The sequence below is a fragment of the Mesorhizobium sp. M7A.F.Ca.US.005.03.1.1 genome (assembly GCF_003997975.1).
GTDB classification, from domain to species: Bacteria; Pseudomonadota; Alphaproteobacteria; order Rhizobiales; family Rhizobiaceae; genus Mesorhizobium; species Mesorhizobium ciceri.
The window spans coordinates 1-19,199 of record NZ_RZRO01000116.1 but is presented as its reverse complement, the minus strand read 5'-3'; the positions used below and the strand labels follow the sequence as shown (position 1 = coordinate 19,199).

Here is a 19,199-nt window from a genome sequence, read left to right as displayed (position 1 = left end):
CTCCCAACCCACCCAAGGCCAGGCACCCCATGAGCATCGTCGTTTTCGACCCCGACAGCACCGAGGACGTGGACTTCAAGGATCGCATGCGCCACCCCGCGGCGGCCGATCCGGCCGGCGGCATGTGGCTGTCGGACACCGAACCGTCCTTCATCGATGCCGACGCCCTGCGCAAGGGCCGGCTGGCCAAGCTGCGCGGCTGGATGCGCAAGGCCGGCTATGGCGGCGTGGTGCTGTTCGATCCGTACAACCAGCGCTACGCCACAGGCTCGCGCAACATGTTCGGCTATTTCCTGCGCAACTCGACCCGCTATTTCTTTATCCCGACCGACGGGCCGATCGTGCTGTTCGAATATCCGCAGAGCTATCATGTCTCCATGGTGCTCGACACGATCGACGAGGCGCGGCCTTCCAAGCTGGTCTGGTCGTCGGTCTCGGGCCGCGACGACGAGACCGCAGGTCCGTTCGCCGACGAGATCGCCGAGCTTTTGAAAAAGCATGGCGGCGGCTCGATGAAGCTCGGCCTCGACCGCTGCAGCCATCTGCAGGCGCTGGCGCTGGAAAAGCGCGGCTGTGAGGTCAGGGATTGCCAGGGCGAAATCCTGGCGGTGCGCGCGGTGAAGACGCCGGAAGAGGTCAAATGCCTGCAGGTGTCGATGGCCGGCGCCGAGGCTGCCGTCTATGCGGTGCGTGAGGCGATCAAGCCCGGTGTTTCCGAAAACGACCTGTTCGCCATCATGTATGGCGAGGTCATCCGCCAGGGCGGCGAGTTCATCGAGACGCGGCTGCTGACATCAGGCCAGCGCACCAACCCGTGGTTCAACGAGGCCAGCGGCCGCAAGATCCGCCCCGGCGAACTCTTGGCGCTCGATACCGACACCATCGGCTGCTACGGCTATTATTCGGATTTCTCGCGCACCTTCCGCTGCGGGCCGGGCAAGCCGACGCCCTACCAGAAGTCGCTCTACCGCATGGCGCATGACCAGGTTCAGCACAACATTTCGATCGTCAAGCCCGGCATGGCCTTCCGCGAGATCGCCGAGCAGGCGTGGAAGATCCCCGACCGTTTCGTCGACCAGCGCTACACCTCGGTCATGCACGGCGTCGGCATGCATGGCGAGACACCGTTCATCGCGCACGCCATGGATTACGAGACCTATGGCCGCGACGGCCATATCGTGCCAGGCATGGTGGTGAGCGTCGAAAGCTATATCGGCGAAAAGGGCGGCCGCGAGGGCGTCAAGCTGGAGGACGAGATCCTGATCACCGAGACGGGCACGGAGCTTCTGTCGCGCTTTCCTTATGAGGACGAGTTTCTGGAGACGCAGGTTTGATACGGGCAACCAATGAGCGCCTCGTTGCCTGGCGCCCTCCTCTGTCCCGCCGGCATACGGAAGGGTCTTTGACTGCCTCGCCCATGCATCACGCAGGCGCCGCATGAAAACGCCCATCTCCCTCAAGCGCGGCACCGTAGCCGCGATCTTCATCGACCTGCAGGAAGAGCACCGGCAGGACCCGCGTTATCTGGTTGAAGGCTTCAGCAGCATCCTCGCCAACGTCCAGCGCCTGCAGGCGGCGGCGCGGCAGAACCATGTGCCGCTCTACCACTGGGCCTACATCGTCGATCTCGACAGCCAGGACCGCCCGTTTCATCCGCTCGGCGAGGACGGCAAGTCGGCCTTTTCCGACAAGAGCGATCCGCTGACCGAAATCTGCCATGAGGTGGCGCCGGCCAAGGGCGAGGCGCTGCTGATCAAGGCCGAGGCCAGCGCCTTCCGCTGCGGGCCGGCGGCACGCGACATCAAGTCGGCCGGCATCGAATGGTTGGTCATATCAGGCGTCTGGACCGAGGCCTGCATCGACGCGTCGGTCAAGGATGCGGTGGCAAAAGGCTTTCGCGTGCTGCTGGTCAAGGATGCCTGCGGCAGCGGCAGCGCGGCCATGCACCAGACCGGTATCCTCAACCTCGCCAACCGGCTCTATGGCGGCGCCGTCACCGACACCGACGACGCCTGCCGGCTGCTGGCCGGCGAAACCGTCACCGTCTGGCAGGTCGAGGGCTCGGTGCCGCTGCGTTTCAGCTTCGACAACGCGGCCGCGCTCTACGCCGATCTATGACGCGAGGCTCTTACGAAACACGGCTCGACCCGGCCCTTTGGGCCTATATCGACGCCGTCAACGCCTGGTATCCGCCCGAAATCATCGGCCTGCCGATCGACAAGCAGCGCGCCGTCTACGACCGGATGAGCCGGGCTTTCCACCAGGGCCGCCCGGCTGGCGTCAAGGCCAGCGACGGGCTGATCGCCGCCGCCGGCCGCGACATCCCGGTCCGGCGCTACCGGCTCGAGGGCAACGCCGCCAAGGCGATGGTGGTCTACTACCACGGCGGCGGCTTCATCCTCGGCGGGTTGGAAAGCCATGACGACATCTGCGCCGAGCTCTGCGCCGGCACAGGTTTCGACGTGCTGTCGGTCGATTACCGGCTGGCGCCGGAGCATCTCCATCCCGCCGCCTTCGACGATGCGGTGGCCGCCTTCGAATGGGCAGCGGCGAGATCAGGCCTGCCGCTGGTGCTGTGCGGCGAAAGCGCCGGCGGCAATCTGGCCGCGGCGGTGGCGCAGGCGACGCGCCGGCACGCCAGCGCTGCGATCGGCCAGGTGCTGATCTACCCCGAGCTCGGCGGCGACGAGCGTGCCGGCTCCTACATCGAACACGCCGACGCGCCGCTGCTGTCGGTGACCGACGTCGCCTTCTACCGCGACGTCCGCTCGGCCAGGCGCCAATCGCTGGACGATCCGACTTTTGCGCCGCTGCGCGACAAGGATTTCACCGGCCTGCCGCCGACGGTGATCGTCACCGCCGAATGCGACCCGCTGTCCTCGGATGGCGAGACCTACCGCGACCGCATTGTGGCCGCCGGCGGCAAGGCGTGGTGGCACGAAGAGCCGAGGCTGGTGCACAGCTTCCTGCGTGCCCGCACCACGGTGCCGGCAGCCGCGGAAGCGTTTGCGCGGATTGTCGGCGCGGTTGGCGCGCTGGGCAGGGGCGAGTGGCCGTATTGAACGTGGCGAAGGCCCCCCTCATCCGGCCGCTTCGCGGCCACCTTCTCCCCGCTGGGGAGAAGAGAGAAGCGCCGGCGCTGCAAGTCTCCTCTCCCCTCGGGGAGAGGTCAGCCGAGCGAAGCGGAGGCTGGGTGAGGGGGCGTCTCGCGTGAAGCGCCGGCATCCTCTTTTCAACAATGGAACATAGGAGGTCGAGTCCCGTCGTACCGACCCCCTCTGTCGCCTTCGGCGACATCTCCCCCTCAAGGAGGGAGATTCGCGCCGCGCCATCGTCCAACGCATACGCCAATCGCCGACTCCCCCCGCGGAACCCCGCACAATCACTGCGGAAAACCGAACACTCCCTAGCGTCACCCAGCCTTATCATTCCCCCTCAGGCAACGGCGCCCCGGCGGTCGCGTCCGCCCCCGCGCCTGTCGATCGGCCGGGGCGATTTTTCTGTGCATGCCATTGTCCCAAAACCGCTGGGCACTTTTGGGCGGCATGCATCAACAACAGGGGAACGACGATGAAATTCATGCTGACCGACCGCAAACTCCACCCGCAAGCCAAACCCGTGGCCGACGATTTCAAGGCCGGCGGCATCAACCGCCGCGAATATCTGGCGCTGATGGCCGGGCTCGGCGTCAGCGCCGCCGGGGCGCTGGCGCTGGGCGGACTTGGCACCATCCCTGCCCGCGCGGCGGAACCCAAGAAGGGCGGCGTCCTGCGCGTCGCCATGAACGTCAAGGGTTTCAAGGACCCGCGCACCTTCGACGGCGTGGAGATGTCGAATGTCGCGCGCCACTGCAACGAATATCTGGTGCGCTGGAACACCGACTTCTCCTTCGAGCCCTGGCTGCTCGAAAGCTGGGAGGCGAGCGACGACGCCAGGACGCTGACCCTGCACGTGCGCAAGGGCATCTCCTGGTCGAACGGCGATGCCTTCAACGCCGACGATGTAATCCACAACCTCACCCGCTGGTGCGACGCTTCCGTGCCGGGCAATTCGGTCGCCGCGCGCATGGGCGCGCTGGTCAATGCCGACACCAAGAAGGTCGTCGATGGCGGCATCGAAAAGGTCGATGACTTCACCATCAAGCTGAACCTGCCCAAGTCCGACATCTCGCTGATCGCCGGCATGGCCGACTATCCCGCACTGATCATGCACCGCTCCTATGAGGGCGACGGCGATCCCCTGAAGGCGCTGGCCATCACCACCGGTCCCTGCGAGCTGGTCAGCTGGGATGCCGAGACCGGTGCCGAGGTGAAGCGCAAAGACAAGCCCTGGTGGAAGGGCGAATTCTACTTGGACGGCATCAAATGGGTCGACTACGGCTCCGACCCCAACGCCATGCTCTCGGCCTTCGAATCCGGCGAGATCGACACCGACCACGAGACCGCTTCCGATGCCGTCTCGCAGACCGAGACGATGGGGCTGATGAATTCCGAGATCGCCACCGGTTCGACCATCGTCGCCCGCTTCAATGTCGCCAACGCGCCCTATGACGACGTCAAGGTGCGCCGCGCCGCCCAGCTCGCCGTCGACAATGCCGCCGTGCTGGCGCTCGGCCTCGGCGGCCGCGGCAAGCCCGCCGACAACCACCATGTCGGCCCCATGCACCCCGAATATGCCGATATCGGCCCGGCGAAGCGTGACGTCGAGCAGTCGAAGAAGCTGTTGGCCGAGGCCGGCAAATCAGACCACGAGTTCGAGCTCATCTCCGTCGACGTCGAATGGCAAAAGAGCACCGGCGACGCCATCGGCGCGCAGATGCGCGAGGCCGGCCTGAAGATCAAGCGCACCGTGCTGCCGGCCGCCACCTTCTGGAACGACTGGAGCAAATACCCCTTCTCCTGCACCGAATGGCTCGGCCGCCCGCTCGGCGTCCAGGTGCTGGCGCTGGCGTATAAATCCGGCGCCGCCTGGAACGAGAGCGCCTACGCCAATCCCGAGTTCGACACGCTGCTCGACAAGGCACTGGCGACACCCGACGCCAAGGCGCGCAAGGAGATCATGGGCAAGATCGAGCAGAATTTGCGCGATTCAGGCATCATCATCCAACCCTACTGGCGCTCGGTCTACCGCACCTACCGCAAAGGCGTCGAAGGCTGCGAACAGCACCAGGCGCTGGAGCAGCACTTTGAGAAGGTGTGGATTGAGAGTTGAGAGGCGGTCCGCGCTAGCGGACGTAAAGCCAATTGCTTGGCTTTACGAGCCTCGAACGCTCTGAGCCTGCGAAGGGCCGGGCGACGGTGATGCGCCGGCATTTCTAACCTTCTCCCCTTGTGGGAGAAGGTGGATTGCCGCGCAGCGGCAAGACGGATGAGGGGTGTTCCAGCTTGGCGATACGCCAACAGTAAACGCCCTGAACCAGAGCAGAACCTTCACCGCCTCACTCCGTCACGCACCCCTCATCCGTCTCGGCGCTGCGCGCCGATCCACCTTCTCCCACAAGGGGAGAAGGTCAGAAGCGTCAGCGCCCCTTCAAGTGCAGGGCTAGCCGGTGGATCGCTGCGATCATCTGACGGGTTGAAAATGGCCGGCGCGAATGCCGGTGAGGCAGTTGCCTGAGCCCGCGCCGGCCACTGGCGAACCTGGGTCCGCCGCCCGGATTTTTTACCGCCCCGCCGATGCCCGATCAACCAGGCCGGACGTTTGGTACGCAAGCGGACAAAGCCTCACCGGGCCGGCTTCAGCAGCGTCCAGATCCAGCCGACAAAGGTCAGCACCAGGAACGGATAGCCCGCGGCGGGCAGCGGTGCCGAGGTCGGCAGCAAGGGCGCCCCCCAGAGGATCATGCAAGCCGAGACGACAAACAGCACGGCCGCCACCAGCGCGGTGAGCCGCATCCACAGGGCAAATGTCCTGGGCACGCTGACCATGACCAGTGCCGCCGCCCAAAGCGAGATGCCGCCGACATAGGAGGGCACGCTGGCCTCCAGCCCCGCCGCATTGCCCGCCATCAGCAGGGTCTCTCCGGCCAGGAAGGTCAGGAAGCCCGCGGCTATGCAGTCATTGCCAGCCGCTGGTATTTCATCGTCAACAGCGCGGTGGCGACCACCAGTGCGGCACCGTCGATCGTCCAGAGTGTTTCGCGAAGTGGGGCGCTGGCGACGAAGGTGCCGGCAAGGCCGAAGGCACCGCCGATGGCGAGGCCGATCGCGGCGACGGTGTCTAGAGTGGAACGCATGTGATGTCTCCCCAAGCCGGGAGAGAGGATACGACAGGGCGGGGCGTTTACAATAGGTGACGGGCGGACATCGGAGAAGGGGAATGGAGCGGACGGCCAAGTATTCTCGCCGCCTGTACGACAGGGCTTCCCTGCTACAAGGGGAGGCGTTTTCCCCGGCAATTCCCGATTAGGATACGACGTAACCGATTGCAAATGCTCGGCAATAAAGTCTCTTGTGTAAGTTCCTGTTTTGTTCCAAAATGCGCCTTGACGCAATTCCAGTCGAACATCTGCCGATGCAGCCCTAAATAGGCAACATGACCGCAGCTACGCAATTCGATCTTAAGTCTTCCGACCCCATTTCTCCTTGGTTGGAAATGGGTGCGTATGAGGCCCTTTGGCTGGACCATGGGGCATCATTTAAGTCGATTGCCGACAGGTTCGGCGGTGTCCCCTTTTCTGTTCCCTCTGATTTCGTCCCATATCCCACAGCAGTCAAATATGCCGAACTAGCAGATGAACAAATACGGAAATTTAGCTCTGCTCCGTATGGTGTCAGGATTCACGGCGCCGGCGAATATCCCAACAAAATTCGTGTAGCGAAACATCCTATCGAACTGCTTTATTATCAAGGCTATTGGGCGCTCTCAGAACAGCCTTCTATTGCAGTGGTGGGCACTCGTGAGCCAAGCGATGAAGGTATTTTGCAGACCCGCCGAATAGTCCAGGGGCTGATTTCTGACAAAATTATTCCGGTCTCCGGGCTGGCGAAAGGGATCGATGCAATTGTCCATGAAACAGCCATATCTCTGAAATTCCCCACAATTGCAGTAGTGGGAACTCCAATTTCTACGGCTTATCCGAGAGAAAATAGGGGTATTCATGAGAAGATAGCCCGAGAGAACCTTTTGATATCGCAGGTTCCGGTTGTGGCATACAAGGCTATGCCCTTGAATAAGACGCGAACCTTTTTCCCAGAGCGGAACATAACGATGAGTGCTTTGACGGATGCAACTGTTATTGTTGAAGCTGGGGAAACATCTGGAACACTCACGCAAGCGCGAGCGGCTTTAGCACAAGGTCGACCGCTATTAATTCTTGAAAGCTGTTTTCATAGATCCGATATAACGTGGCCCCACAGGTTCGAGGAACTAGGCGCGATCCGAGTTTCTGGTATTGAAGATATTTTGGCAAATGTCAGCGCGCTTTACAAAGATCGATGATCTGACACGCGGGGAGCATGGCTTCCTAGAGAAAGATGACTATATCCTTTATCTGGGGGAGTATACCGCGCACGGGGGTTATAAGTCCGAGACGAACAACCACATCTTAAACTTTAAAATGAGCCCTGCAATCCGCGATGAGAATGTCCATCGCTATAAACATAAGGCGCGGTCAACTGACTATTGGGCAGAAAAACTTCGTAGCGCAGTGCTAACGGATCGCTTGTCAAAGATTGCTTGGTGCCCTGTTCCGTGCAGTAAGCCCGTCAGCCACCCAGCTTATGACGATAGACTTTTGCGACTGATAACTCGAAGTTTTGGAGCTGGCGCGATAATTATTAATTGTATAAAACAAATTGAAGAACGCGTTGCGGCTCATGATACTAGTAATCGACCAGACCCGCAAGTTTGAAGGCGGGCTGGGCATTCCAAACTGTTAACCTGCCCCAGAGCGTCGATACGATTGCAATATTTGATGATGTGATCGCAAGGGGAGCTTCTTTTAAGGCGGCACAGGCACTTCTCCATGAGGCTTACCCGCACGTCCCGATAAAGGGAGTGTTCCTCGCCCGCGTTGTCCATGATGACGACCAGCCTTCGCTGTTTGACACCCTAGCCGAGTGATCGAAAGCCACGACTCTCCGATTCTAACTATGCCATATTCACCCTTTAGCGATTGGCATGTTAAATGAGAGAACAAAATAGGAATCTTCGTATATATTAGTGATTGCGAATCGAAATCCGCGAAGGTGTCTCAATGCCAGCGTTCGGAATTTCTGCTTTCTTAAGAATTTTACATATGACACGACCGACCGCAACGGACGGAGCTGCGTCGAAGATTTACGCCACGAGGGGGAGGCTATGATTTTCACAGTAGCCTCCGCCGACTCTGCCAACGTCTGATGGCTGGAGAGTCGTTAGAGAGTTTGTACAAGAGCCAGAGAGACGATCCGCTCAACTTGGCCTACAGCAGTTGGAGGCTTGGAGAGCTCTTAACCTGGGCGCGATTTTGGAGTTCCCGCCAACTACCGTGCGAAGCCCGAGCGAAATCTTTTCGGTTAAGTTCACACCGAATTTTGGCCTCCGAGTCGGAAGCCAGTCTGTCGCCCTACATGTTTGGAATACTGCTTCGCCGCGCCTAGAGCCAAGATTGGCCCGAGCCGTTCTATCCTCATTCCCGCCTGTTTATCAAACAGCGAACAATTCGCCCGATGACATTGCGGTGCTATGCCTGCGAACCATGCGTTTTATTCGTCTGGGCGACGCATCGGACGTTGTCGAATTAGGTCGGCTGATCTTCGCGAATATCGATGGCATTTTTCGAGAAATTACTGCGGATTTGGGAGAGCCTCCGCCTGCGCCCGGCGAACACCCCACCCCACCTCCCGGAGAATATTCTCCACCGCGCAGCGTCAGCGCCGCGCTGGCGGGGGGCCCGCTGCCTCCGGCAGCTCCCCCGCTTTCGAAGCCTGCCATCGATCCACCGGATCGATGACTTGGCGCGCTGCGCGCACCAACCGGCTTCTCAATCGCCCATCTTCAGCGCCTGGATAAACGCCTCCTGCGGAATATCGACCTTGCCGAACTGCCGCATCCGCTTCTTGCCTTCTTTCTGCTTATCCAGCAGCTTGCGTTTGCGCGAGACGTCGCCGCCGTAGCATTTGGCGGTGACGTCCTTGCGCAGCGCCGAGATGGTTTCCCGGGCGATGACCTTGCCGCCGATCGCGGCCTGGATCGGGATCTTGAACAGGTGGTTCGGGATCAGCTCCTTCAGCTTCTCGCACATCTGCCGGCCGCGCTTTTCCGCCGCCGTGCGGTGCACCAGCATGGAAAGCGCATCGACCGGCTCCTCATTGACCAGGATCGACATCTTCACCAGGTCGCCCTCGCGGTAGTCGGTCAGGTGATAGTCGAAGGAGGCGTAGCCCTTGGAGATCGACTTCAGCCGGTCGTAGAAATCGAAGACGACCTCGTTGAGCGGCAGGTCGTAGATCAGCATGGCGCGCTTGCCGACATAGGACAGGTCGGCCTGGATGCCGCGCCGGTCCTGGCAGAGCTTCAGGATACCGCCGAGATAGTCGTCGGGGGTCAATATGGTGGCGCGGATCCACGGCTCCTCGATCGCCGAGATCTTCACCACGTCGGGCATGTCGGCCGGGTTGTGCAGTTCCTTCATCGAGCCGTCGGTCAGAGCCAGCCGATAAACGACGCTCGGTGCCGTGGCGATCAGGTCGAGGTTGAACTCGCGCTCCAGCCGCTCCTGGATGATTTCGAGATGTAAGAGGCCAAGGAAGCCGCAGCGATAGCCGAAGCCGAGCGCTGCGCTGGTCTCCATCTCAAAGGAGAAGCTGGCGTCGTTGAGGCGCAATTTGCCGACCGCGGCGCGCAGATCCTCGAAATCGGCGGCGTCGACCGGGAACAGGCCGCAGAACACCACCGGCTGCGCCGGCTTGAAGCCGGGCAGCGCCTTGGCAGTGGCGCGCTTGTCCTCGGTGATGGTGTCGCCGACGCGGGTGTCGGCCACTTCCTTGATCGAGCCGGTGAAGAAGCCGAACTCGCCGGGGCCGAGCTCGTCGACATTGATGCGCGCCGGCGTGAACACGCCGGTGCGCTCGACCAGATATTTGGCGCCGGTGCCCATCATGCGGATGGTCTGGCCCTTCTTCAGCACGCCGTCGATGACGCGCACCAGCACGATGACGCCGAGATAGGCGTCGTACCAGGAGTCGACCAGCATCGCCTTCAGGGGCGCCGTGGCGTCGCCTTCGCGCGGCGGCGGCAATTGGTGGACGATGGCCTCCAGGACGTCCGGAATGCCAAGGCCGGTCTTGGCCGAGATCAGCACGGCGTTGGAGGCGTCGATGCCGATCACCTCCTCGACCTGCTCGCGGATGCGCTCGGGCTCGGCGGCCGGCAGGTCGACCTTGTTCAGCACCACGACGATCTCGTGGTTGTTGTCGATCGCCTGGTAGACATTGGCCAGCGTCTGCGCCTCGACGCCCTGGGAGGCATCGACGACCAGCAGCGAGCCCTCGCAGGCGGCCAGCGACCGCGACACTTCATAGGCGAAGTCGACATGGCCGGGCGTATCGATCAAATTGAGGATATAGTCCTCGCCATTGTTGGCGCGGTACTTCAGCCGCACCGTCTGCGCCTTGATGGTGATGCCGCGCTCGCGCTCGATGTCCATCGAGTCCAGCACCTGCTCCTTCATGTCGCGCAGCTCCAGCCCGCCGGTCAGCTGGATCAGCCTGTCGGCAAGCGTGGATTTGCCATGGTCGATATGGGCGACGATGGAGAAATTGCGGATGTGGTCGAGGGGCGTGCTCATGGCGCGCGTTTAGCAGGGGTGGCTTGCCCGAGCAAGCTGTGCGCCTTTGCCGGAGCAGGCAGCACGGGCGCCTGTCGCTTTTTTCGCGCTTTTCGCGAAAAATCTATAAATTTTAACCAAGCCCGTTAGAGCATAATTTGCGAACGGGATGTTAGCGGAGGGAAATATCTGATGTAAGGACGAAGGCATGCGGGGGCTTGCAGGCAGTTTTATCGAGTCGCGGAGCGGCTCGTTCGCACCGATACTCATTCTTGCCATGATACCGTTGATCACGGCGATCGGCTTTTCCGTCGACTACACCTCCGCTGTCCAGACCAGGTCGACCGAGCAGGCGGCACTCGACGCCGCGATCCTGTCGATCACCACGATGGATACGGCCTCGACGAAGCCGCAGCGCCAGGTGGCGATGCAGGCTTCCTACGTGGCCAATGGTGGACAGGGCACCGCGACGCTGAACAGCTTCGACGTCAGCGCCAACGGCACCGCCACCGCGCAGGCCTCGGCAAGTTTCGCCATGCCGACCGTGTTCATGCAGATCGCCAGGATTCCCACGGTAACGGTCGGCGTCGCGTCGGCGGTGAGCAAGACGCCGGCGCTGGTCGAAGCTACGTTCAATGTCGATCACGTTTCGGGCTACTGGAACAAGACCATGACTCTGTACGGCCTTCCCTACGGTTGGACCTCCACGACCACGCCGACGGCCATGATGAAGGCCAACTATAACTACAAAGCGTATAGTTATTCCTATACGAGCGGTGGTAAGACCTATACCGCTGCCGAGCCGAAAGGTTACGGGACGACAACTATTACCACGGGACCAACCGATACGCTGGTTCAGACCCAACTGTGCACGACAGTAGGATCAACAACCGATTTCACGGCCACTGCGGGAGTTTACAAAAGCACCGCGGTGGCAAAAAGCGGAAAAACGAACGGCTCCACCGTCTATTTCAAGACGACGTGCGCGACCACGAATTCCGCCGGAAACAGCAGTGGCGCAACAATCAACGTGAGCACGATGGACAAGCTCTATCTGCAGATGGATGTGCCGTCCGGGCCGGTCAACCCGCTCAGGTCGAACAATACAGACACGTCGAACCGGCTCTACCTCGGCGCCGGGTACAGCACCGCGGCACAAAAGGCCCTGAACCCTTCCAAATACCTCCCCGTCGAGGTTGCCAGCAACACGGTCGTCGACATCTTCGCCGTGGTGCCCTGCAGCGAGACCAGCGATCAGGCATGGGAAGACGGCGGCAACAATCCTCCACTGCCAGACGTTACGAACGCCGACTTCTTCTACAGCGTGATGGGCAAGTGCGACTTCAACAAGCGACCGTCCGACACACTGCTGACGCAGTAGATGCTGCTCCTCTTGCCTTCTCCCCTTGCGGGAGAAGGTGGATCGGCGCGTAGCGCCGAGACGGATGAGGGGTGCTGGACGGAGCGCAATAGCCGGCTAATCTAAGCCATGCCGCATCAACCTGTCCCGCCAGCCAAACGAAGCTTCGCCCGTTCGCTCCGGTGTGTAATGACGGAAGCGGAAGACCGGCTGTGGCATGAACTGCGCGACCGCAGGCTCGACCGGATAAAATTTCGGCGCCAGGTTCCCATTGGAAAGTACATTGCTGATTTCGTCTGCTTCGAAGCACGCTTGGTCGTCGAGATCGATGGCAGCCAGCATGCGGAGTTGGAGTCTGACCGCGTCCGCAAAACTCACCTGGAAGAGAAAGGCTTTCGCATTTTGCGCTTTTGGAACGATGACGTTCTGAAAGACATGAACGCCGTTTGCGATACCATCATCGCCTATGTACGGGATACCAGCCTACAGCCTTGGCGGTAGGGGCGCGTTCTTCCCTTCTCCCCCTGTGGGAGAAGGTGGATCGGCGCGTAGCGCCGAGACGGATGAGGGGTGTTCCAGCGGAGTGAGACGTTGGCTTTCCCTGGAACACCCCTCATCCGTCGCCTGCGGCGACACCTTCTCCCACAGGGGGAGAAGGGAAGAACGCCTGCGGCCCGATCACAAACCGGTGAGCGCTGTAACGAAGGCGCCGACAGCGGCGAAGTGGGGATATCTGCGGTGCTTCCAGGCGCCGCCGCCCACGGAGCAAGCCGATGTCGCGATCCTGTACGTTCATCAAAGTGTCCAGCCTCTCGGCGATTGCGCTGGCAGCGTCGCTCGGTGCGGCGGCGGCCCAGCCGCTCAGCGTGGTCGAGCTGTTCACCAGCCAGGGCTGCTCGTCCTGCCCGCCGGCCAATGCCAATCTGATCAAGGTCAAGGACCAGCCCGGCGTGCTGGCGCTGTCGTTCAACGTCACCTACTGGGACTATCTCGGCTGGAAGGATATCTTCGGAAAACAGGAATTCACCCGGCGCCAGGTCAGTTATGAGCCGGCGCTCGGTCATGACGGGCCGTTCACGCCGCAAGTGGTGGTCAACGGCCATGCCGATGTCGTCGGTGCCGCACCCGGCGAAATCGAAAAGCTGATTGCGGCGAGCGGCCGGACAAGCGGCCCGGCATTGTCACTCGATGGCGGCAAGATCAGCATCGGCGCCGGCGCCGCACCTGGCGGCCACGCCGATGTCTGGCTGGTGCGCTATGCCAAGGGCGTGGTCGAGGTGCCGGTTTCGCGCGGCGAAAATACCGGCCGCACCTTGCCGCACGCCAATGTCGTGCATGCGCTCGAAAAACTCGGCAGCTGGACCGGCGCGGCCGCGACATATCCTCTGCCCGCCGCGTCCGGCGGCCTGAGCACCGCCGTGCTCGTGCAGTCGCCCGGTGGCGGACCGATCCTGGCTGCCGCGACCGACTAGATCGCGCTTCGACAAGAAATTGCGCAACGCCGCATGGAGCGGCGCCGCATAGCACGGCCGCCAAGAGGGCGCGCCTTCACGACCAACCCAAGGAGATCATCATGACCACTTCCCGCCTGACGCTGCCGGCACTCGCTCTCGCTCTGTGCTCGACGGCGCTGTTTGCCGGCGGCATCGCCCGTGCCGACGACGCGACCAATGCGATGAAGCCGGCTGCAAATGCCATGAAACCGGCCGCGGATGCGATGAAGCCGGCCGCAGACGCCATGAAACCTGCAACGGATGCGATGAAGCCTGCCGACCCGATGGCCACCAATTCCATGAAGCCGGCGGCTGACGCCATGAAGCCGGCAACGGATGCGATGGCTCCGGCCAAGTAAAGGCGGTGCTGTTTCCGGCTTCGGTCCCGCGGGTCCGAAGCCGGATGCACGTGAAAGTGAGGCTTCGGCCGCAACTCGCCCGTCGCATGATCGTATCTTATCCAATAGACTCCACATGATGGACGTCACAGGAGCTCAAGCCATGACCGACATTCAAAAACCAGTCATCAGACAATCGTCGAACGTCTTCCGCAGCGCGCTCGCCGTTCTTGCGCTGGCCGCCGCTGGCGCCGCCTTCTGGCTGACGCCGGCGGTTTCGGCCGAGGACGCGGTGAAGATCCCGCCGCCGGCACTCGACGAGAAGGCGGCCACCGGCACTGAAAAGGCAATCTTCGCCGGCGGTTGTTTCTGGGGCGTGCAGGGCGTGTTCCAGCACGTCAAGGGCGTGACCAGGGCCGTCTCCGGCTACACCGGCGGCGACAAGGACACCGCCGTCTACGAGACGGTCGGCTCAGGCCGTACCGGGCATGCCGAATCCGTCGAGATCACCTACGATCCGTCGAAGGTGACCTACGGCCAGCTGCTGCAGGTCTATTTCTCGGTCGCCCACAACCCGACCCAGCTGAATTTCCAGGGTCCGGACTCCGGCACGCAGTACCGCTCGACGATCTTCGCCGAAAACGATGCCCAAAAGAAGATCGCGCAAAGCTACATCGCCCAGCTCGACCAGGCCAAGGTGTTCCCGGAGCCGATCGTCACCACGCTGGAAACCGGCAAGACCTTCTATCCGGCCGAGAACTATCATCAGGACTTCCTGACGCTGAACCCGACCTATCCCTACATCGTCTACAACGACCTGCCCAAGGTGGCGAACCTGAAGGCCCTGTTCCCGGCGCTCTATAGCGAGAAGCCGGTGCTGGTGCTGGCGGCAAGCAACTGAGAATGCCCAATCTCCCCCTCGCGGGGGGAGATTTGCGCACTCAGCCGCCCCGCCCCTGCCGGCTACATGGCCTTCATCGCGTCACACGACACAGTCGGGTTCATGTCGGCGAAGGTGCCGGCCGGGTTCTTCTTCCAGGCCCAGACATGCAGTTCATAGAACGGGCCTAGACCGTAGCGGTTGGGCGCGCTGTCGAAATTGAACAGCTGCCCTTCCAGCGAAGCCGGACCTTTCGAGGTGATGTACTCGACGGCCACCAGCCTCAGCTTGCCGTTTGCCATCGGCTCGTACATCACCGCCTCGGGCTTGGCGAGTTCGACCGCATCGTCCTTCAGATAACCGGCATTGACATAGTGGATGCCCATGGCGCCGCCGGTGATGCCGCTGGCGCAAGGGATCGGCGCATAGCCCTCGGCCGTCGCCATCGCCACGTTCTCGAAGCGGCTGTTGGCTGCCCGCACCTTCTCGTCCAGCGCGCCAGCGTTGTGAGCATTGGCCGCGGTGGCCGCGATCGACAGGATCGAAAGGTTGATGAGGTGTTTGGTCCACAGATGGATGTTCATGTTCTCTCCTCCTTGTTGATGGCGCGCGGGAGCAGCCGCTCCCGCTGCGACGTCGGATCTCGGCTGCACGCATCATTGGTACCGGGTGAAGTCCCAGTAGTGCGGCAGCCCCTCGAGCTCCGGCAGGCCGATGTCGCGTCTCAGATAATCGTCCTGCGGAGGCAATCGACGCCGACTCTTGCGCAATGGCGCGAACAGCAGCGAGGCCAGCCGCCAGAAAGCCCGGCCCGGTAACGGGTCTCGTCCGACGGGTCTCGACGCCGCCGACGGCCCGCTGAACGATTCGTCAGGCACGCTGCCGTCGCCGCGAAGGGCAGTTTGATGCTCATCGATCGGGTCAACGGTAAAAGTAAGGGTCAAGAACCCGCACCTCCGTGATCTTGTCGACAGGCAGCGCGTTTTTCTGGGCCGTGCTGCGGATCGCTTCCGGCGAAGGCGCGTCATAGATGCAGAAGCTCTGCTTCTTGTCGGGCGAGACGAAGGACTGCACCCAGGTCACGCCTTTCTCCGCGTTGCGCATGATGACGCCGCCCAGCGCATCGGCGCCGGCGTCGTTCACCGGCACGCTGAGGCCGTTGGGAAATGTACGTTCAACCACATAGCGAGGCATATCAGGTTCCTTTTTTACTGTTTCACGCCCGGTTTTGAGCGCGGAGGACATTGATCACGCTCGCCAGGGGCGCGCATCGGAACCTTTCCCTATGTTTCGTGGGACGATTCCCCATGTTAACGGCGTTCACTGCTGGAGCCACAAAGCCGATACCGGGCCGCGCTATCCTGCCTGACGAAAGCGGGGTGCGGCAGCGACCCGGATCACGAAAAGCGGACGATCATGCTTCTGGAACGGCAGACACAGCTGGAGCAGCTTGACGGACTTCTCGCCGAAGCCGCGCGTGGTCGCGGCAGCGTGGTGGCGTTGTCGGGCGAGGCCGGCGCCGGCAAGACCGCACTGGTCGAGGCCTTCGTCGCCGGCGCGGCCAAGGCTACGCGCATCTTGCGCAGCGCCTGCGAGGACCTGTCGATCCCCGATCCGCTCGGACCGCTCTATGACCTCGCCCGCGAGGCGCAATGGGCGATGCCGCAGGCGATCGACGCCAGGCAGGGTCAGCGGCTGCCACTGTTCTCCGGTGCCCTCGACGTGTTCGAGACAAGGACCCAGCCGACGCTTCTGGTAATCGAGGATCTGCATTGGGCGGACGACGCGACGCTCGATTTCGTCCGCTTTCTTGGCCGGCGCATCGCCAACACCCACATCCTGGTCCTGTTGACGGCGCGCACCGACCGCAGCGAAGGACAGGCGCGTGTGCGCCGGGCGCTGGGTGAAATTCCGTCGGGCAACGTTGCCCGTATCGACGTGCCGCTGTTGAGCGAGGCGGCCGTCCTGTCGCTCGCCAGCGCTGCCGGCCGCGATGGCGACGCCATCTACCGGGTCACCGCCGGCAATGCCTTCTTCGTCACCGAGCTCCTGTGCGCCGACAATGAGATGACGCCACCGGCCAGCGTGCGGGACGCCGTTGTGGCGCGGGCCGAACGGTTGTCCGCCGGTGCCCGCTCGATGCTGGACGCGGTATCGGTGTTTCCCAGGCGGGCCGATGCTTGGGCTCTGCAGGGCCTGTGCGGCGTCGCCAGCGCCGGACAGCTGGCGGAATGTGTGTCGAATGGGCTGCTCGACGATCTGGGCGATGGCTATGCCTTCCGCCATGAAATCGCACGCCGCGCCATCGAGATGATGCTGACGACAAGTTACAGGAGACTGTTCAACCAGCGCGCGCTGTCGGCGCTGCTTGAAAACGGCGGCGTCGCCACCGCACGCCTGGTCCATCACGCCGTGGAAGCGCACAATTTCGAGGCGGTGCGCGAATTCGCGCCGATCGCCGCGCGCGAGGCTTCGCGTGTCGGCGCCCATCGCGACGCCGCCGGCTACTATGAGGTCGCCTTGCGGCAGGCCGACACCTTGCCCGTGGAAGAACGCGCCGGACTTTACGAGCAGTATGCCTTCGAGTGTCACTTGATCGCCCGCATTGACGAGGCCATCAAGGCGCAGGAACAAGCCCGCGCGTTGCAAAAGGCGCTTGGCAACACGCTGAAGGAAGGCGACAGCCTCAGGTGGCTATCGCGCTTCGCCTATCTGTTGGGCGACCGCCCGGCAGCCGACCTGTTCGGCGCCCAGGCGGTCGCGTTGCTGGAGGCAGTTCCCGCCAGTGCCGAACTTGCCATGGCCTATTCGAACCTTTCGCAGCTGGCGATGCTGGCCGAAAGGCTCGACGAGACCCTGTCGCTGGGCGGCAGGGCGATCGAGCTTGCCGAGCAGCTGGACCGGCAGGATGTCGTTTGTCACGCGCTCAACAATGTCGGCGCCGCCGAGCAGTGGCTGGATCTGGCCAGCAGCCGGCTGCATCTCGCCCGCAGCCTCGAAATCGCGCTGGAGCAGAATTTTCAGGAGCACGCCGCGCGTGCCTTCACCAATTGCGCCTGTGGCGAGATCAACCAATTGGGCTACAGCCAGGCTCAATCCTTCCTCGATCGCGGCATCGACTATTGCGTCGACAACGATCTGGCGACTTGGCGTGACTATATGCGTGGGGTTCGGGCACAGTTGTTGTTGCGTCAGGGATACTGGAACGAAGCTGCCGCCGAAGCTCTGGATGTCATAAGCAATGACCAGGCGACGGCGCTGGTCCGCTATCCCGCTTTGGTGGCCCTGGTGAAACTGCGTCTTCGGCGCGGAGATCCTTCGGCCGAGCCGCTGCTGGCGGAAATGAATCGGTTCCTGGAAAGGGGAGCCGAATTGCAGCGGCTGTTGCCGTACGCCGCCATCGTCGCCGAGCAGGCATGGCTCGGCGAGGCGGAAATCGCCGAGGCGCTGCGGCTGATCGACCTTGCCGAGACCCTGTCGCCGACGCGGGCCATGTTTGCCGAACTGGCCAGCTGGCGCCAGATCCTCTCCGCCGGTCGCGACGCGGGGGATACGGCCGGCATGGCCGCGCCGTACCGAATGCTCCTGGCTGGCGACTGGCAAGGGGCGGCCGCGGTCTGGGCGGATCTCAACGCACCTTATGAACGTGCGCTCGCGCTCGCCCAGGGCGATGAGCCGGCGCAGCGTGCGGCACTCGAGATATTCGAGACCCTTGGAGCCAAGCCGGTTGCGAGCCATGTGCGCGAAATCATGCGGCGCAACGGCGTCATTCGCATCGCCCGGGGGCCGCGCCAGACCACGCGCGCCAACAGCGCCGGCCTGACCCAACGCCAGATGGAAGTGCTGCAACTGATCGAGCGCGGCTTCTCCAACAAGCGGATCGCAGAGCATCTGACCATTTCACCAAAAACCGTCGATCACCATGTCTCCGCGGTTCTGGGTAAGCTGGATGCCATCTCGCGTGGCGAGGCCACAGCTGCCGCGCGCGATTCCGGGCTGATCTGAAAGCAGCCCTTCCTGGGGAAAGCGCATGGCGCTTTTGCGTCAAAGAGGTGGAGCGGATCAATCGTAGGTCAGGTCGGTCGCCTTGCCGCCGAACACCCGGTAGGCATAGAAGGAATAGAAGATGATGATCGGCAGCACGACCACGGTGCCGGCCAGGATGATGGCCAGGCTTTCCGGTGCCGAGGCTGCCTGCCAGATGGTCAGGCGATCCGGCACCACGAACGGGTAGAACGACCAGGCGAGGCCGGCAAAGCCAAGCGCGAAGATGGCCGCTAGCGTCAGGAACGGCGTCAGTGAATGGCGGTCGTCGGGCTTCGGCAGATGGAAGGTCTGCCGCCACAGCCACAGAAACAGCAGCGCCGACAGGATCGGC

Annotated in this window: 18 protein-coding genes; 11 read left to right on the top strand and 7 right to left on the bottom strand. The window is 62.4% G+C overall.

Annotation, left to right across the window (positions count from 1 at the left end; all coding sequences use genetic code 11):
* Nucleotides 1-29 precede the first annotated feature (29 nt).
* The 4 genes from EN990_RS30790 to EN990_RS30775 all read left to right on the top strand — a co-directional run bounded on the left by EN990_RS30790 (nucleotide 30) and on the right by EN990_RS30775 (nucleotide 5,211).
* Complete coding sequence (locus EN990_RS30790) at nucleotides 30-1,334, top strand: Xaa-Pro peptidase family protein (RefSeq protein ID WP_027161258.1); 1,305 nt, start codon at nucleotides 30-32, stop codon at nucleotides 1,332-1,334.
* A gap of 103 nt (nucleotides 1,335-1,437) precedes the next feature.
* Entirely contained in the window at nucleotides 1,438-2,118 is a 681-nt protein-coding gene (locus tag EN990_RS30785; RefSeq protein ID WP_127369492.1) for an isochorismatase family protein, read from the top strand.
* Nucleotides 2,115-3,062 carry an alpha/beta hydrolase gene (locus EN990_RS30780; RefSeq protein ID WP_127388491.1) on the top strand — a complete coding sequence of 316 codons (948 nt, stop codon included), beginning with the start codon at nucleotides 2,115-2,117 and terminating at the stop codon, nucleotides 3,060-3,062. Before EN990_RS30785 ends, EN990_RS30780 begins: the two co-directional genes overlap by 4 nt.
* 508 nt (nucleotides 3,063-3,570) lie before the next feature.
* On the top strand, nucleotides 3,571-5,211 hold the full coding sequence (locus EN990_RS30775) for an ABC transporter substrate-binding protein (RefSeq protein WP_127369490.1): 1,641 nt from the start codon (nucleotides 3,571-3,573) through the stop codon (nucleotides 5,209-5,211).
* 512 nt (nucleotides 5,212-5,723) lie between these two features.
* Here EN990_RS30775 and EN990_RS36375 read toward each other — a convergent pair.
* Nucleotides 5,724-6,008, bottom strand: coding sequence for a hypothetical protein (locus EN990_RS36375; RefSeq protein ID WP_127370026.1), 285 nt, complete (start codon nucleotides 6,006-6,008; stop codon nucleotides 5,724-5,726).
* A gap of 41 nt (nucleotides 6,009-6,049) precedes the next feature.
* Nucleotides 6,050-6,235 (bottom strand): hypothetical protein, encoded by a 186-nt coding sequence (locus EN990_RS36370; protein WP_127370025.1) that lies wholly within the window; start codon nucleotides 6,233-6,235, stop codon nucleotides 6,050-6,052.
* A gap of 299 nt (nucleotides 6,236-6,534) precedes the next feature.
* Here EN990_RS36370 and EN990_RS30760 point away from each other — a divergent pair, with 299 nt between their 5' ends.
* Complete coding sequence (locus EN990_RS30760; protein WP_127370024.1) at nucleotides 6,535-7,440, top strand: DNA-processing protein DprA; 906 nt, start codon at nucleotides 6,535-6,537, stop codon at nucleotides 7,438-7,440.
* A gap of 1,525 nt (nucleotides 7,441-8,965) precedes the next feature.
* On the opposite strand, the gene lepA is transcribed toward EN990_RS30760, so the two are convergent.
* Complete coding sequence (lepA, locus tag EN990_RS30750; protein WP_063169622.1) at nucleotides 8,966-10,771, bottom strand: translation elongation factor 4; 1,806 nt, start codon at nucleotides 10,769-10,771, stop codon at nucleotides 8,966-8,968.
* 187 nt (nucleotides 10,772-10,958) lie between these two features.
* On the opposite strand from lepA, the gene EN990_RS30745 reads away from it, so the two are divergent.
* From EN990_RS30745 to msrA, 5 genes are all read left to right on the top strand, one after another.
* Nucleotides 10,959-12,131, top strand: coding sequence for a TadE/TadG family type IV pilus assembly protein (locus EN990_RS30745; RefSeq protein WP_024504099.1), 1,173 nt, complete (start codon nucleotides 10,959-10,961; stop codon nucleotides 12,129-12,131).
* A gap of 108 nt (nucleotides 12,132-12,239) precedes the next feature.
* A complete protein-coding gene (locus EN990_RS30740) occupies nucleotides 12,240-12,611 on the top strand; it encodes an endonuclease domain-containing protein (RefSeq protein WP_127369712.1) in 372 nt (123 codons plus the stop codon).
* A gap of 272 nt (nucleotides 12,612-12,883) precedes the next feature.
* Nucleotides 12,884-13,582 (top strand): DUF1223 domain-containing protein, encoded by a 699-nt coding sequence (locus EN990_RS30735; RefSeq protein ID WP_127388490.1) that lies wholly within the window; start codon nucleotides 12,884-12,886, stop codon nucleotides 13,580-13,582.
* Between the two features lie 101 nt (nucleotides 13,583-13,683).
* Nucleotides 13,684-13,962 (top strand): hypothetical protein, encoded by a 279-nt coding sequence (locus tag EN990_RS30730; RefSeq protein WP_027162827.1) that lies wholly within the window; start codon nucleotides 13,684-13,686, stop codon nucleotides 13,960-13,962.
* Nucleotides 13,963-14,104: 142 nt separating this feature from the next.
* A complete protein-coding gene (msrA, locus tag EN990_RS30725; RefSeq protein ID WP_024504097.1) occupies nucleotides 14,105-14,842 on the top strand; it encodes a peptide-methionine (S)-S-oxide reductase MsrA in 738 nt (245 codons plus the stop codon).
* A gap of 62 nt (nucleotides 14,843-14,904) precedes the next feature.
* On the opposite strand, the gene EN990_RS30720 is transcribed toward msrA, so the two are convergent.
* From EN990_RS30720 to EN990_RS30710, 3 genes are all read right to left on the bottom strand, one after another.
* Nucleotides 14,905-15,405, bottom strand: a complete 501-nt coding sequence (locus tag EN990_RS30720) for a hypothetical protein (RefSeq protein ID WP_063173443.1) — start codon at nucleotides 15,403-15,405, stop codon at nucleotides 14,905-14,907.
* Between the two features lie 72 nt (nucleotides 15,406-15,477).
* Nucleotides 15,478-15,765 carry a hypothetical protein gene (locus EN990_RS30715; RefSeq protein WP_082827512.1) on the bottom strand — a complete coding sequence of 96 codons (288 nt, stop codon included), beginning with the start codon at nucleotides 15,763-15,765 and terminating at the stop codon, nucleotides 15,478-15,480.
* Nucleotides 15,743-16,015, bottom strand: a complete 273-nt coding sequence (locus tag EN990_RS30710; RefSeq protein WP_013528685.1) for a DUF4242 domain-containing protein — start codon at nucleotides 16,013-16,015, stop codon at nucleotides 15,743-15,745. Before EN990_RS30710 ends, EN990_RS30715 begins: the two co-directional genes overlap by 23 nt.
* A gap of 222 nt (nucleotides 16,016-16,237) precedes the next feature.
* Between EN990_RS30710 and EN990_RS30705 the strand changes: the two genes are divergently transcribed.
* Nucleotides 16,238-18,826, top strand: coding sequence for an AAA family ATPase (locus EN990_RS30705; protein ID WP_127385460.1), 2,589 nt, complete (start codon nucleotides 16,238-16,240; stop codon nucleotides 18,824-18,826).
* A 57-nt stretch (nucleotides 18,827-18,883) separates the two neighbouring features.
* Here the strand turns inward: EN990_RS30705 and EN990_RS30700 are convergent.
* A partial coding sequence (locus EN990_RS30700) for a cytochrome d ubiquinol oxidase subunit II (RefSeq protein WP_245469225.1) occupies nucleotides 18,884-19,199 on the bottom strand: 316 nt, incomplete at its 5' end.